Source organism: Herbaspirillum sp. YR522 (assembly GCF_000282575.1).
In the GTDB taxonomy this organism is placed as follows: domain Bacteria; phylum Pseudomonadota; class Gammaproteobacteria; order Burkholderiales; family Burkholderiaceae_D; genus Herbaspirillum.
Map to the genome: position 1 here is coordinate 1 of NZ_AKJA01000060.1, position 14,641 is coordinate 14,641.

The window sequence follows — 14,641 nt, forward strand, 5'->3', positions numbered from 1 at the left end:
CCGCTGGCGGCGGCCGCCGCCACCCATGCCATGATCGGCCAATTGCTGGCTGGCGCACCGTCCATGCCGGCGCCCTGATGTTCTTGTGCGGCAATAGCGGATGCGGCCGCGACGCCAATTATCAGCGCAGGGGGGATTAAAAAAGCGAGCGCTTTGGGGTATAATTTCAATTTCCCGCATGTGCCGTTCGGCACTCATCTGTAATGACCAAGTTTGTATTTGTCACTGGCGGCGTCGTGTCTTCCCTGGGTAAAGGGATCGCCGCCGCGTCCCTGGCTGCGATCCTCGAATCGCGTGGCCTCAAAGTCACCCTCCTCAAGCTCGATCCGTACATCAACGTCGATCCCGGCACGATGAGCCCCATGCAGCACGGCGAAGTGTTCGTCACCGACGACGGCGCCGAGACCGATCTCGACCTGGGCCACTACGAGCGCTTCATCTCGGCCAAGATGAAGAAGGTCAATAATTTCACAACCGGCCAGATCTACGAATCGGTGATCCGCAAGGAACGTCGCGGCGAATACCTGGGCAAGACCGTGCAGGTGATTCCGCACGTGACCAACGAGATCCAGGATTTCATCCATCGCGGCGCCGAAGGCTTCGAAGTGGCGCTGGTCGAAATCGGCGGCACCGTGGGCGATATCGAGTCCTTGCCGTTTCTCGAGGCGGCACGCCAGCTGAGCTTGCGCTCGGGCCGTAATGCGGCGGCCTTCGTGCACCTGACGCTGGTGCCGTACCTGGCCTCGGCCGGTGAACTCAAGACCAAGCCCACCCAGCACAGCGTACAGAAGCTGCGCGAGATCGGTATCCTGCCGGACGCGCTGCTGTGCCGCGCCGACCGCCGCATTCCCGACGACGAACGCGACAAGATCTCGCTGTTCTCCAATATCGCCACCGATGCCGTCATCTCGGTGTGGGATGCAGACAGCATCTACAAGATCCCGCAGATGTTGCACGACCAGGGCCTGGACACCATCATCTGTGAAAAGCTGGGCCTGTCGCCCAAGCCGGCCGACCTGTCGATGTGGGACAAGCTGATCGATGCACAGAACAATCCGTCGCACGAAGTCACCATCGGCATGGTAGGCAAGTATGTCGACCTGACCGAATCCTACAAGTCGCTCACCGAGGCCCTGCGCCACGCCGGCATCCACACCGGCAGCCGCGTCAATATCGAATACCTCGACTCGGAAGAGATCGAAGCCACCGGCACCGGCTCGCTGGCCAAGTACGACGCCATCCTGGTGCCGGGCGGCTTCGGCAAGCGTGGCGTGGAAGGCAAGATCGCCGCCGCCCGCTATGCGCGCGAAAACCAGGTGCCCTACCTGGGCATCTGCCTGGGCATGCAGGTGGCGCTGCTCGAATACGCGCGCAACAAGGCTGGCCTGGCGCAGGCGAACTCGACCGAGTTCGACCCCGACACGGCGCAACCGGTGGTGGCGCTGATCGACGAATGGCAAAACCACGACGGCAAGGTCGAGCGTCGCGATGCCAATTCAGACCTGGGCGGTACCATGCGCCTGGGCGCGCAGACCTGTGAGGTCAAGCCTGGCACGCTGGCCGCCGAGATCTACGGCAATACCGTGACCGAGCGCCATCGTCACCGCTACGAAGCCAACAACTTCTACCTGACTCGGGTCGAAGAAGCCGGCATGGTGGTGTCGGCCCGTACCCCGACCGAAGACCTGTGCGAAATCATGGAATTGCCACGCAGCGGCGACAATGCGCACCCCTGGTACCTGGGCGTGCAGTATCACCCCGAGTTCAAGTCGACCCCGCGTGACGGCCATCCGCTGTTCATTTCGTTCATCCGTGCGGCGCTGTCGCACCACGAAGCAAGCGCAAAGGGCAAAGCATGAAACTGTGCGGATTCGAGATCGGACTCGATCAGCCGTTCTTCCTGATCGCCGGTACCTGCGTCATCGAGTCGGAGCAGATGGCCATCGATACCGCCGGCACCCTCAAGGAAATCACCGGCGAACTGGGTATCCCGTTCATCTACAAGTCGTCCTTCGACAAGGCCAACCGTTCGTCGGGCACATCGTTCCGCGGCCTGGGCATGGACCGTGGCCTTGAAATCCTGGCCAAGGTGCGCCAGCAGATCGGCGTGCCGGTCCTGACCGACATCCACGACATCGAAGAGATCAAGCCGGTCGCGGCGGTGGTCGATGTGTTGCAGACGCCTGCCTTCCTGTGCCGCCAGACCGACTTCATCCGTGCCTGCGCGCAATCGGGCAAGCCGGTCAACATCAAGAAGGGCCAGTTCCTGGCGCCGCACGACATGGTCAACGTGATCGACAAGGCGCGCGCCGCCGCTGGCGAAGCGGGCCTGCCGGTCGACAACTTCATGGCCTGCGAACGCGGTGTCTCGTTCGGCTACAACAACCTGGTGTCCGACATGCGCAGCCTGGCCATCATGCGCGAGACAGGCGCCCCGGTGGTGTTCGACGCCACCCACTCGGTGCAATTGCCGGGCGGCCAGGGTACTTCCTCGGGCGGCCAGCGCGAGTTCGTGCCGGTATTGGCACGCGCGGCGATCGCCACCGGCATCTCCGGCGTATTCATGGAAACCCACCCCGATCCGGCCCAGGCCAAGTCGGATGGCCCCAACGCGGTGCCGCTGGCGCGCATGAAGCAACTGCTGGCGACGATGGTCGAACTGGATCGCGTGGTCAAGAAAGCCGGTTTCCTGGAAACCAATTTCGCCTGATCGCAACAAACGGCTGCCGCTGGCGGCCGTTTCATCGTGTGCGCGGCGCGGGCCCAGGCCCGCCTGGCACCGGATGCACCGCCAACAATTTTTAAAACCTTGATGGAGATTTGGAATGAGTGCAATCGTTGACATCATCGGCCGCGAAGTGATCGACTCGCGCGGCAATCCCACGGTCGAATGCGACGTGCTGCTGGAGTCGGGCGTGCTGGGTCGCGCTGCGGTCCCTTCGGGCGCATCCACCGGTTCGCGCGAAGCGATCGAACTGCGCGACGGCGACAAGAGCCGTTACTTCGGCAAGGGCGTGCTGCAGGCCTGCGAAAACATCAATACCGAGATCTCGGAAGCCATCATGGGCCTGGACGCCAATGAACAGGCGTTCCTGGACCGCACCCTGATCGATTTGGACGGCACCGAGAACAAGAGCCGCCTGGGCGCCAACGCCATGCTGGCCGTGTCGATGGCCGTGGCCAAGGCCGCCGCCGAAGAATCGGGTCTGCCGCTGTATCGCTATTTCGGTGGCAGCGGTTCGATGCAGATGCCGGTGCCGATGATGAACGTCATCAACGGTGGCGCACACGCCGACAACAACCTGGATATCCAGGAATTCATGATCATCCCGGTGGGCGCACCGAGCTTCCGTGAAGCGCTGCGCTATGGCGCCGAGGTGTTCCATACCCTCAAGAAGATCCTGCACGACAAGGGCCTGGCCACATCGGTGGGCGACGAAGGCGGTTTCGCCCCCAACGTGACCAGCCACGAAGCAGCCATCCAGCTGATCATCGAAGCCATCGAGAAGGCCGGCTACGAGCCCGGCACCCAGATCGCCCTGGGCCTGGATTGCGCCGCCAGCGAATACTACAAGGACGGCAACTATCACCTGGCCGGTGAAAACATGGTGCTCACGCCGGCGCAGAAGACCGGCCTGTTGGCGTCGTGGTGCGACAAGTATCCGATCATCAGCATCGAGGACGGCATGGCCGAGAACGACTGGGCCGGCTGGAAGCTGCTCACCGAGACGCTGGGCAAGAAGGTGCAACTGGTGGGTGACGACTTGTTCGTGACCAACACCAAGATCCTGCAGGAAGGTATCGACAAGGGTATCGCCAACTCGATCCTCATCAAGATCAACCAGATCGGCACCCTCACCGAGACCTTCGCGGCCATCGAAATGGCCAAGCGTGCCGGCTATACCGCCGTCATCTCGCACCGTTCCGGTGAAACCGAGGACTCGACCATTGCCGACATCGCCGTCGGTACCAATGCCCTGCAGATCAAGACCGGCTCGATGTCGCGTTCGGACCGCATGGCCAAGTACAACCAGCTGCTGCGCATCGAAGAGGACCTGGGCGATATCGCCACCTATCCTGGCCGCGCTGCGTTCTACAACCTGAAGTAAGCAGTCAGGGGCGCGGCCCACGCCGCGCTCCACGAAAGCTCCCGGCCATGCGCCTGATCATCCTCTTCCTGTCGTTGCTCTTGGTACTGATCCAGTATCCGCTTTGGCTCGGCAAGGGCGGATGGCTCAAGGTCTGGGAGCTGGACCGCCAGGCGCAGCAGGCGCGCAAGAAGAACGACGAACTCAAGCAACGCAATGCCAAGCTGGCCTCCGAGGTGGACGACTTGAAGCAGAGTCGCGGCGCCGTCGAAGAGCGTGCGCGCTTCGAGCTGGGCATGATCAAGCAGAACGAGGTCTTCGTGCAGGTGCTCGATGGTGCCTCCGGCAAGCCCATGGCGTCGCCCAATCCCAATCCCTACATGCCTGGTTCAGGGCAACCCAACAGTGTCTCGGTGCCGGCTGCGGCACCCGAGCCGGCCAATCCGCCGCGCTAGTTTGCTTCCCTGGTCCTTTCCTTCCCTTGTCCTGCTCCGCTCCCGATGCGCCTTGATACATCGCTGTCGCTGTTGGGCCTTGCGACCACGCCGCTGGAGCTGATTTCGTTCCTGCTGGCGGCGCTGACGGTACTGCTCAATATCGGCCAGAACCACTGGGCCTGGCTGTTCTCCATCCTCTCGTCCTTGCTGTATGCGGCCGTCTTCGCCAACGCGCGTCTCTACGGCGACTGCGGATTGCAGTTCGTGTTCGTGGCGGTATCGGTATGGGGCTGGCATCAATGGCTGCACGGTGGCACGGCGCAGCGCCGGCTCGAGGTGTCGCCGCTGTCGCGCACCGGATGGCTGTCGATGGCCTTGGCGTGGCTGGCCGGCTTCGGGTTGCTGTCGATGTTCCTGCGACGCTTCACCGATACCGATGTGCCTCACATGGATGGTTTCCTGACCGCCGGCAGCCTGGTCGGGCAGTTCCTGCTGTCGCGCAAGAAGATCGAGAACTGGCTGGTCTGGATCGTGGTCGATGTGCTCTACGTCGGCCTGTACCTGTACAAGCAGCTGACGCTCACGGCCATCCTGTATGGCCTGTTCGTGCTGATGGCGGCGGCAGGGTGGCGGCGCTGGCGGCTCGACGCCCGCCCAGCGGCTTCGCGCGTGCCGCCAGCGTGACGACATCCGCGCCGCTTTCGTGACCTTTGCGGCCTCGGCTACTGCGCCACCGAACTTCCCGAGCCCGCCGGGTCGGCGAACACGATGCGGTTCTTGCCGGCATCCTTGGCACGATACAGGGCCATGTCGGCGCGCTTCAACAGGTCGGCCTGGGTTTCGCCGTTCTCGTGCAGCGCCACGCCGGCGCTGAAGGTGATCAACAGGCGCTGGCTCTCGTGCATGAAGATGCGCTTGGTCAGTTCGCGCTGGACACGGGTGATGATCTGCACCGCGTCCTGGGGCTCGGTCTCGGGCATCACCACCAGGAACTCCTCGCCGCCGAAGCGGGCGATCACATCCAGCTTGCGCAGGGTTTCCTTGATGACCTTGACCATGTGCACCAGCACTTCGTCGCCGGTGGCGTGGCCGTGGGTGTCGTTGATGCGCTTGAAATCGTCCAGGTCCAGCAGCGCGATGCACAGCGGCGCGTCGTGGCGCTGGGCATTGCTGATCTCGCGCTCCAGCGACTCGTCCATGCCGCGCCGGTTCAGGCTGCCGGTCAGTTGGTCTTCGCGCACCAGCTCACCCATCTGCAGCAATTGCGATTCCAGCGTCTGGATGCGCGCTTCGGCACGTTCGACTTCCTGTTGCGCATCCTGCATGGCGTCGCGCGAGCGCTCGGCCTCGACCTGGGCATTCTGGGTTTCGCGCATGATATCGGTGAGCACCGAATTGAGGTCGCTGATATTGCCGGACTGGCTGATCTGCTGCGAAAAGCCGCTGATGGTCTTCTGGTAGTTGCTGGTGGTCGAGACCATTGCCGAGAGCCGGTCGACGAAGGTCAGCATCATGTTCTTGACCACCACCTTTTCCTCGGACAGGGTGTTCTTGAGCAGGCCCTGCTTGTAGATCACTTCCTTGAGGTTCTTGGTGGCGTCGGCCAGCGAGGTCTTGCTGATCGGACCGGTGATCAGGGCCTGTACCGCCTCGATCTGGCTCGACAGCCATGAGCCCGACTCCAGCAAGCCATTGATGTTTTCCAGCAGCAGCAGGAACAGCCGCATCAACAGCTCTTGCTGCTGCGCCATGTCGTCGGTCTTGAGCTCGATCTGGAAGCTCAACTGCTTGATGCGGCTGGAGACCTCGTTCATGGCCTGCTCGGAGAAGGCCATCTTCAGGTCCTGGCCGCTGTCGCGGGCCTCATTGGCCAGTTCCGGGGCGTTGTCGAGCAGCGAAGGCAGGTTGAACACCAGCACCCGTGCCAGCAATTCGCGCAGCATCTTTTCTTTCTTGCTGTCACGGATGAACTGGCGTTCCAGGTCGACCGGCATCAGTTCGCCATGCGCCACGGAGGGCCGGCCGCTCCAGTTCTGCTCGGCGAATTCGGTGAGCTGGCGTTGATATTCCTGCCAGTCGTCGATTTCCTGGGCGCGCACCAGGCGCGTGCCCAACATGCCGTTCTCGCCCGGCTGCTTGGCCAGCGCCGCGGCAAAGTTGATCAATACCGTCTCGGGACGCACCTCGGGCTGGTTGCCCATGATCTCTTCGTAGGCAATCCGATACGCCTCGGGCGTGGGGGCGATACGGCGAGTGCCGAGGCGCTGGAATGCTTCGCGTGCGATTTCGACGGGCGTGAGCGTGGACGGTTTCTTGGACATGCGGCTGATGATCTTGTTGGTTTCGTGCCAGGCCGCACCTCCCCGGGAGACGGCATCGATTCGGTCGCCAGGCGCTCGAAAAATGACGGTTCATTTTACCGAGTTGCCATAGGGCGGGGGCGCTTTTTGCCGGGACTTGGGCTTGCCGCATGCACGGGCGCGGCAAGTGTGGCTTTTATTCCACCAGTTTGTTCTTCAGGGCGTAGTGCGTCAGCTCGGCATTGTGTCGCATCTTCATCTTCACCAGCACCCGCGATCGGTACATGCTGATGGTCTTGACCGACAGCGACAGCTCGGCGGCGATATCGCTCACGGTCTTGCCGGAGGCGATCATCACCATGGTCTGGTATTCGCGGTCCGACAGGGTCTCGTGCAGCGGCGTATCGTGGTCGAAGCCGATCTGGTTGGCCAGTTCCTGGGCCAGTGACGGGCTGATGTACTTGCGCCCGCTGGCAGCCTGCCGGATCGCCGCCAGCAGCTCCGACGGCGCTACCTGCTTGTTGAGGAAGCCGGCGGCGCCTGCCTTGAGGGCGCGAATGGCATATTGGTCTTCACGGTGGATCGACAGCATCAGCACCGGCAGTTGCGGGTGCTCCTTGCGGATCTGCTTGAGGATCTCGATGCCGCTGCGGTCGGGCAGCACGATGTCGAGCAGCATGACGTCGCCGTTGGCTTCCCGGGCCAGCTTGATCGCCTCCGAGCCATTGGCGGCATTGCCGCTGACGGCGATGTCCTTGGTGCCGGCGCAGATCTGGCGCAGACCCTCGCGCACGATGGCGTGGTCGTCGGCAATCAGGACCTTGATGGTGGCAATGGCTTTCTTGCTCATGGGGGCAGGGTGCAGACCCTCGAGTCGATGAGCCCGTATTCTATAGCGTTCGCTCAGCCAGCAACAGGCAAGGTGAGCACGATGACCGTTCCCTGGCCCGGTGTGCTCAGCGTAAGCAGCGTGCCGCCCACGGCCTGCGCCCGATGGCGCATGTTGCCCAGCCCGTGGCCCAGGCGCGGCGGGGCGGCGCCATCGAAGCCGCAGCCGTCGTCGGCCACCTGCAGCCGAATCCCACGGCCATCGCGGCGCACGACCAGGCTCACCTGGCGCGCCCGGGCGTGGCGCGCGATGTTGGACAAGGCCTCGCGCACGATGCGCAGCACCACCAGCACTGCAAATTCATCGATACCATCGAGCCGGGTCGGTGCATCCACACGGCAGGGCAGGCCGCTGTGGCGGGTAAAGTCGCGTGCGACCCATTGCAGGGTGTCGAGCAGCCCGAACTCGACAATGGGCGGGCGCAGCTCATCGATGATCGCATGCAAGCCCTCGTGCGCCTGCTCCAGCAGCGCCTGGGCATACTCGGCATGGCGCACGCCCTCGTGGGCGCCCAGGCTTTCGCGCAACTGGCCCAGCGCCATGCCGATACCGGTCAGGTGCGCGCCGAGGTCGTCGTGCAGGTCGCGTGCGATGCGCGCACGTTCCTGTTCGCGGATGCATTCTTCCCGCAGGCGGGGATCGCAGGGTGGGGTGGGGGTGTCGTCTGGCATGGCGGCCATGATAGCCGCCTGTTAGCGATTGGTCACCGCCGTTGAAAAAGGGGCTTCCACAATGCGGGAAACCCGGTTATAATCTTTTCTTTCGCGGCTGTAGCTCAGCTGGATAGAGTACTTGGCTACGAACCAAGGGGTCGTGGGTTCGATTCCTGCCAGCCGCACCAGATATAAAGGGTCCATCGCAAGATGGGCCCTTTTGTCTTTCTGCTCTTGTCTTTTTGCCTTCCTCTTCTCGTCCTGGCTGCTTGATCGCCGGCACCGCTTGCCGGTAGGCGCCAGGTCATCCCGTATTCGCCTGCATAAAAAAACACCAGCTCGCCGGTGGGCGAGCTGGTGTCGTTCTGCATTTGCGCCGGGCGCCGATCAGTTGCTGATCATGGCGCCCCGGCGGTGGTCGGGCTCAGAATGTTTCCCACGATCCGCTATCGTCGCTGGACGGCGGTGCCACCTTGCCGGCCGACGGCGCCGCCTTCAATGCCGGCTTGGGCGGCGTGACATCTTGCGTGCGCTGGCGTGGTGGCGGGTTGCGCGGGGCGAATGTGCTGGCCTTGGGCGCACTGGCGGCGGCCTTGGTGAAGGTGGAGCGGGATGGCGCCGTCACCGCGTTGCTGTCGAGCTTGAACACGCTGACGGTATCGGTCAGTTTCTCGGCCTGCTCCTGCAAGGACTGGGCGGCGGCCGCGGCCTGCTCGACCAGTGCGGCGTTCTGCTGCGTGACTTCGTCCATCTGCGTGATGGCCAGGTTGATCTGCTCGATGCCTTCGCTCTGTTCCTGGCTGGCCGAGGTGATCTCGGCCACGATATCGGTCACCCGGCGCACGCTGTTGACCACTTCGGTCATGGTGGTGCCGGCTTCCTCGACCAGCTTGCTGCCCAGGTCGACCTGCGCCACCGAGCCTTCGATGAGCCCCTTGATTTCCTTGGCGGCGGCTGCCGAGCGCTGTGCCAGCGAGCGCACTTCAGAGGCCACCACGGCGAAGCCACGTCCCTGTTCACCGGCTCGCGCTGCCTCCACCGCAGCATTCAATGCCAGGATATTGGTCTGGAAGGCGATGCCATCGATGACGCTGATGATATCGGCGATCTTGCGCGACGATTCATTGATCGACCCCATCGTATCGACCACCTTGCCGACCACGTCACCGCCGGCCGAGGCTACTTCCGAGGCCGACACGGCCAACTGGTTGGCCTGCTTGGCGTTGTCGGCGTTCTGCTTGACCGTCGAGGTCAGTTCTTCCATGGCCGAAGCGGTCTCTTCGAGCGAACTGGCCTGTTGTTCCGTGCGCGAGGACAGGTCGAGGTTGCCGGCGGCGATTTCGGTCGAGGCGGTGGTAATGGTGCTGGTGCCCTGGCGCACTTCGGCGACGATGGTCAACAGGCTGCCGTTCATGGTCTTGAGTGCATCGAGCAACTGGCCGGCCTCATCCTTGCTGGTGGACTGGATGTGGGCGGTCAGGTCGCCGCCTGCGACACGCTGGGCGACCGCGACCGCTTCTTCGATAGGGCGGGCGATCAGGCGCGATACCCACATGGCCAGCAGCATCGCCAGCGCGATACAGCTGGTCACCAGCACGATGATCCACAGCCGCGATTGGGCGTAGACGGTGTCGGCCAGTTTGTTGGAGCCATCGGCGCCGGTGTCGTTGACGTTGATCAGTTTTTCCAGGTTCTGCAACAGGGTGCGATAGGCACGCGTGGCTTCGCCCCGTTGCACGGCGCGTGCTTCTTCGTTCTTTTCCTGCCTGGACAGGGCGATGATCTTGTCGTGCTCGGTGAGGAAGATCGCGACCAGCTTCTGCACTTCGGGATAGAGCGCCTTTTCCTCGGGTTCGGAGATCTGGCCTTCATACAGCGCCAGTTGCTTCCTGAGGGTGTCGATCTGCTTCAGGCTGCCTTGTTCGATCTCGGCAAATTCCTTGGCGTCGTTGGCCAGGATGTGCTGCATCTCGAAGCTGCGCACCCGGGCCAGCGTCAACTGGATCACCGACAAGGTGCGGATGCTGGGCAACCAGTTGGTAGCAATTTCGGTGGAAGCGGAATTGACCTTGTCCAGCTGGCGTACCGCGAACACCCCGAGGCCCGCCACCATCATGACCACCACCAGGAAGGCAGTGATCAGCTTCCTGGAAATCTTGAGATCGTAAAACCATTTCATGTGCTTCTCCCCGTAATGGACATCTGCTGGATGACCGAACTGCTGTGATTGATTATTGTGAAAGAAATAACAAAAATCAAGAAAGACAACGTGATGCCGGGCCGCGCACATTGGTATTGTGCTACGGCATCGGGCGTTGTTGAAATCTTAATTTCTTACGGGAAGCGGCGTAATCGGGATTTTCCCGGGGTGGGGCAAAAAAGACGATCGGGGATTATTTGCCGTTGGCAACATTGCGCCAATGGGTCACGGTGTCGACCACCAGGTGCATGAATTCCTTGGCATCCACCGGCTTGACCAGGAAGTCGTTGGCGCCTGCGGCAAGGGCGGCGGCCTGGTCGGCGGCATCGCCACTGTTGCAGAAGATCACCACCGGCAAGTCGCGGGTGTGCGGGTGCTGGCGCAGCTGGCGTAGCAATTCGAGCCCATCCATGCGGGGCAGTTTGGGTTCGAGCAGCACGAGATAGGGGAGGGTGTCCTCGGGCGCCGTCATCGCGCTGGGCGAAAACAGCGATTCGACAGCCTGTTCGGCGTCTTCGAACCAGCCGAAGGCGCAGTCGAGCTTGCTGCGCCAGAGGCTGAAACGCGCCAGTTCGACCGACTCTGGGCTTGGATCGACCATCAATATGCTGGAACGGGTCATTGCGAATGGGTGACAGTGTTGAGGCCGAGCTTGCACAAAGCGCCGAACAGTTTGACACAGGCAATTACATAATGCCATTGCCGCACGATCATTTGTTATGTCGGCAGGTACACCAACGCGCGTTCATCTTGTCATCGAGACAATGCATGCCTATTTTCCTTACAGCATCATTACAGCAACAGATCCAGCCCTCCTCCAGCCCGGGTTTTGCATTGCAACATCAAGCTGGGCGCGACTTATCAAATTCATGAATGGCAGATATACGCGAATAAAATTACGCAAAGAACCGCTGGCAAATTGCTTTGCGGCTATATTCCCAACGTGCGCGATAGTTACATCAACAGTTCAATGATGTCGACTAACAGGGACGCGTTGGCAAGTCATCGATATATTGTTGCGGTGCATGACCATTACGGGGGTTGGGATGGACGATTTACAGCGGCGGGGCAAGCTTGGCCTGGTCATCGGCGGCGGGGCGCCCAATTCGACATTGATCGCGGGTGCGCTGGCGGCATTTCTTGCCGAAGGCATCGAATTCGACGTCATCTCGGCCTCGGGTGCCGGGGTATTGATGGGGTTGCTCTACACCGCGCCGCGCGACGTGTCGCCACGCGAGGCGCTGATGCGCTGGGCCGAGGTGGGCGTGGCCGACAGTATCTACAAGCTGTTTCCGGTGAACTACAAGGTATTCAAGAAACCGGGATCGCAGGCCGAAAGCTATCGCGATTCGTTCATGCACCAGATGCAGGGCATGCCGGCCATGAGCGGCAACCCCTTCGCGCAGATGTTCACCCAGCAGTTCGCCGACGCCCAGTCCAAGTGGAACGACTGGATGCACCTGATGATGTCGGCGCTGTCGCCCTCCGACCTCAATTCCGGCAGCCTGGGCCTGTGCGCCCCCCTGCCGTTCCTGGAACAGTCGATCGACTTCGATGCGGTGCCACGCATGGCGCCCGAGTTCTATATCAACGCCTATAACGTCGACCGGCACGAGATGCGGGTGTGGGGCAAGCACGAGATCGGCGCGGCCCATGTACGGGCTTCGCTGTCGTTTCCGTTCCTGTATGCGCCCACCGAGATCGACGGCGAAAACTACATCGAGGGCGCCGCCCTGGATACGCTCAACTTCGAGCCCTTCATCGCCGGCAGCCACGGCCAGCCCGCGCGTCATCCCGAGGTCGACACGCTGGTGGTGCTCGACATCCTGGGCGACGACCGCCTCATTCGCAAGCCCCGCAATCTCTACGATGCGTGGGTGCGTTCCATCATCACGCCGCTGGTCAAGATTTCCAAGTCCGAGCAGCGACTGTTCGAGCTCGAGCACAACACCGACCCGGTCACCGGCGCCCAGCGTCGACGCATGCTCAAGGTCGACCTGATGCGCGATGTGCCCGAGCAGCACTGGCCGGAGGTGCTGGACTGGTCGTCGTCGAACATGCAGCGCCTGTTTGACGTCGGCTATCGCGCCGGCCTGCAATTCTGTGCGCAGCACCGCGCGCTGCTGGCCAGCGCGCCGCTCGACGCTGCCCTGGCAGCCTGAAGCATCGGTGGCCAGCCGGCCGCCCAGACCTAGAGGCGACACGCCCACGTAACGCCATGCCAGGACGAAACACCGCCGGCACCGGAAGCATGATCCCGGGATTCAATCAATATCACTCATGGATTCGCACATTATGACGATCACCAACCGCCTGATCATTACCCTGGCGACCGCCTTGCTCGCCCTGCTGTTCGTCGGCGGCGACGGACTGCTGCAATTGCATCGCGCGCAGCAGCGCCTGGACACCATCCAGAATCGCATCATCCCCAGCATCGAGGGACTCAACGCTGCCAAGAGCGCGCTGGTCAATACCCGGCTGGCCGGTTATCGCCTGGCGGTATTCGGCAACCTGCCCGACAAGAGCGCCTTGCAGAAGACCCTCGACGTGACCAACAAGACCCTCGACGACGAGCTGGCCCGTTACGAGAAGGAACGTGTCTACGACGACACCGACCGCGCCATGATCGTGGCCGACAAGGCGAACGTTGAAGCCTATCGCAAGGCGCTGATCCCATTCTTCGCCGCCGCCTACGAAAACAACATGGACGGCGTGCGCGCCACGCTGGAAGCCGGCACCCCGCTGGCCGTCACGGCTGGCGCCGCGGCCAAGGGTTTCGACGAGCACATCGCCTATAACGGCAAGCTGATCGCCGCCGTACGCGCCGAGAGCGACGAAGCCTATGCCTTCGCCTTTCGCGCGATGGTCGCGGTGATCGTGGTGGCGGTGCTGGTGACGGCATTGCTGGGCATCCAGCTGCTGCGCCACCTGAGCCGCAGCCTGGGCAAGATCCAGGAGAACTTCGAGCATGTGAGCCAGACCCTCGACCTGTCGCGCCCGGTCCCGGTCGAGCGCATGGACGAGATCGGTCGTACCGCCACGGCCTTCAACAAGTTGCTGGCGCGTATCGTCGACGTCATCGCCACCACCCGCGTGTCGACCGACTCGGTGAGCGTGGCCGCGCGCCAGATCGCTGCCGGCAATGCCGACCTGTCGGCCCGTACCGAACAGCAGGCAGCGGCCCTGGAAGAAAGCGCATCGAGCCTGGAGCAATTGACGTCGGTGGTGCAGCAGAACACCGAGAACGCCCGCGCTGCCAACAAGCTGGCACTGTCGGCCTCCAACATCGCATCGCAGGGTGGCGATGTGGTGCGCCAGGTGGTCGACACCATGAACTCGATCAACGATTCCTCGCGCAAGATCGTCGATATCATCGCAGTCATCGACGGTATCGCGTTCCAGACCAATATCCTGGCGCTCAACGCCGCCGTGGAAGCCGCGCGTGCCGGCGAGCAGGGGCGTGGGTTCGCCGTGGTGGCCTCCGAGGTGCGCTCGCTGGCCCAGCGCTCGGCCGCCGCCGCCAAGGAAATCAAGTCGCTCATCGATGATTCGGTCGACAAGGTCGGCACCGGCAGCAAGCTGGTCGAGCAGGCCGGCGCCACCATGAGCGAAATCGTCGATAGCGTCCAGCGCGTGACCCAGATCGTGGGCGACATCGCCAGCGCCAGCGAAGAGCAGAGCTCCGGCATCACCCAGGTCAACCTGGCGGTGTCGCAGATGGATCAGAGCACCCAGCAGAACGCTGCACTGGTCGAGGAAGCCGCTGCCGCCGCCCAGGCCCTGCAGCAACAGGCCGAGACACTGGAGCAGGTGGTCAGCGTGTTCAAGCTCGACGCCGCGCGCCTGGCCTCGCCCCAAGCCCAACCCCAGCAAATGCCGAGCCGCGCCGCGATCGACATCACACCGGCCAATGCGCGCCTCAAGGCCAGCCATCCGCAGGTCAAGAAGTTGAGCGTGGAGATGGAAGAGTTCTGACCTGCATCGTCCGTGATGCACCTGCAGTAACGGCGTGAAATTTAGGAACGCCCGGTGCCCGGGCCCTGCGTCGACATGCCAAATGTCGAGCCGGAGGCC

12 protein-coding genes and 1 tRNA gene are annotated in these 14,641 nt (G+C 62.6%); 8 read left to right on the forward strand and 5 right to left on the reverse strand.

Annotated elements, in window-relative coordinates; genetic code table 11:
• The first annotated feature begins 203 nt into the window (after positions 1–203).
• From PMI40_RS09815 to pnuC, 5 genes are all read left to right on the forward strand, one after another.
• Positions 204–1,859: a CTP synthase gene (locus tag PMI40_RS09815; RefSeq protein WP_008114694.1), complete on the forward strand. Its 1,656-nt coding sequence runs from the start codon at positions 204–206 to the stop codon at positions 1,857–1,859.
• Positions 1,856–2,710, forward strand: a complete 855-nt coding sequence (gene kdsA, locus PMI40_RS09820; RefSeq protein WP_008114696.1) for a 3-deoxy-8-phosphooctulonate synthase — start codon at positions 1,856–1,858, stop codon at positions 2,708–2,710. Before PMI40_RS09815 ends, kdsA begins: the two co-directional genes overlap by 4 nt.
• A gap of 115 nt (positions 2,711–2,825) precedes the next feature.
• Positions 2,826–4,109, forward strand: a complete 1,284-nt coding sequence (gene eno, locus PMI40_RS09825; RefSeq protein ID WP_008114698.1) for a phosphopyruvate hydratase — start codon at positions 2,826–2,828, stop codon at positions 4,107–4,109.
• Between the two features lie 47 nt (positions 4,110–4,156).
• Entirely contained in the window at positions 4,157–4,543 is a 387-nt protein-coding gene (gene ftsB / locus PMI40_RS09830; protein ID WP_008114700.1) for a cell division protein FtsB, read from the forward strand.
• Between the two features lie 45 nt (positions 4,544–4,588).
• Positions 4,589–5,209, forward strand: coding sequence for a nicotinamide riboside transporter PnuC (gene pnuC, locus PMI40_RS09835; protein ID WP_008114702.1), 621 nt, complete (start codon positions 4,589–4,591; stop codon positions 5,207–5,209).
• Positions 5,210–5,247: 38 nt separating this feature from the next.
• On the opposite strand, the gene PMI40_RS09840 is transcribed toward pnuC, so the two are convergent.
• From PMI40_RS09840 to PMI40_RS09850, 3 genes are all read right to left on the reverse strand, one after another.
• Positions 5,248–6,846: a GGDEF domain-containing protein gene (locus tag PMI40_RS09840; protein ID WP_008114704.1), complete on the reverse strand. Its 1,599-nt coding sequence runs from the start codon at positions 6,844–6,846 to the stop codon at positions 5,248–5,250.
• Positions 6,847–7,021: 175 nt separating this feature from the next.
• Complete coding sequence (locus PMI40_RS09845) at positions 7,022–7,675, reverse strand: response regulator transcription factor (RefSeq protein WP_008114706.1); 654 nt, start codon at positions 7,673–7,675, stop codon at positions 7,022–7,024.
• A gap of 53 nt (positions 7,676–7,728) precedes the next feature.
• Positions 7,729–8,394 carry a sensor histidine kinase gene (locus PMI40_RS09850; RefSeq protein ID WP_008114708.1) on the reverse strand — a complete coding sequence of 222 codons (666 nt, stop codon included), beginning with the start codon at positions 8,392–8,394 and terminating at the stop codon, positions 7,729–7,731.
• An 84-nt stretch (positions 8,395–8,478) separates the two neighbouring features.
• Between PMI40_RS09850 and PMI40_RS09855 the strand changes: the two genes are divergently transcribed.
• Positions 8,479–8,555, forward strand: a tRNA-Arg gene (locus PMI40_RS09855).
• Positions 8,556–8,791: 236 nt separating this feature from the next.
• On the opposite strand, the gene PMI40_RS09860 is transcribed toward PMI40_RS09855, so the two are convergent.
• Together PMI40_RS09860 and PMI40_RS09865 are read right to left on the reverse strand one after the other, a co-directional pair.
• Complete coding sequence (locus tag PMI40_RS09860) at positions 8,792–10,546, reverse strand: methyl-accepting chemotaxis protein (RefSeq protein WP_008114713.1); 1,755 nt, start codon at positions 10,544–10,546, stop codon at positions 8,792–8,794.
• Between the two features lie 214 nt (positions 10,547–10,760).
• Positions 10,761–11,168 carry a response regulator gene (locus PMI40_RS09865; RefSeq protein ID WP_238540927.1) on the reverse strand — a complete coding sequence of 136 codons (408 nt, stop codon included), beginning with the start codon at positions 11,166–11,168 and terminating at the stop codon, positions 10,761–10,763.
• Positions 11,169–11,613: 445 nt separating this feature from the next.
• On the opposite strand from PMI40_RS09865, the gene PMI40_RS09870 reads away from it, so the two are divergent.
• Complete coding sequence (locus PMI40_RS09870; protein WP_040501873.1) at positions 11,614–12,729, forward strand: patatin-like phospholipase family protein; 1,116 nt, start codon at positions 11,614–11,616, stop codon at positions 12,727–12,729.
• Positions 12,730–12,862: 133 nt separating this feature from the next.
• Positions 12,863–14,542, forward strand: coding sequence for a methyl-accepting chemotaxis protein (locus PMI40_RS09875; protein ID WP_008114721.1), 1,680 nt, complete (start codon positions 12,863–12,865; stop codon positions 14,540–14,542).
• Positions 14,543–14,641: the final 99 nt, after the last annotated feature.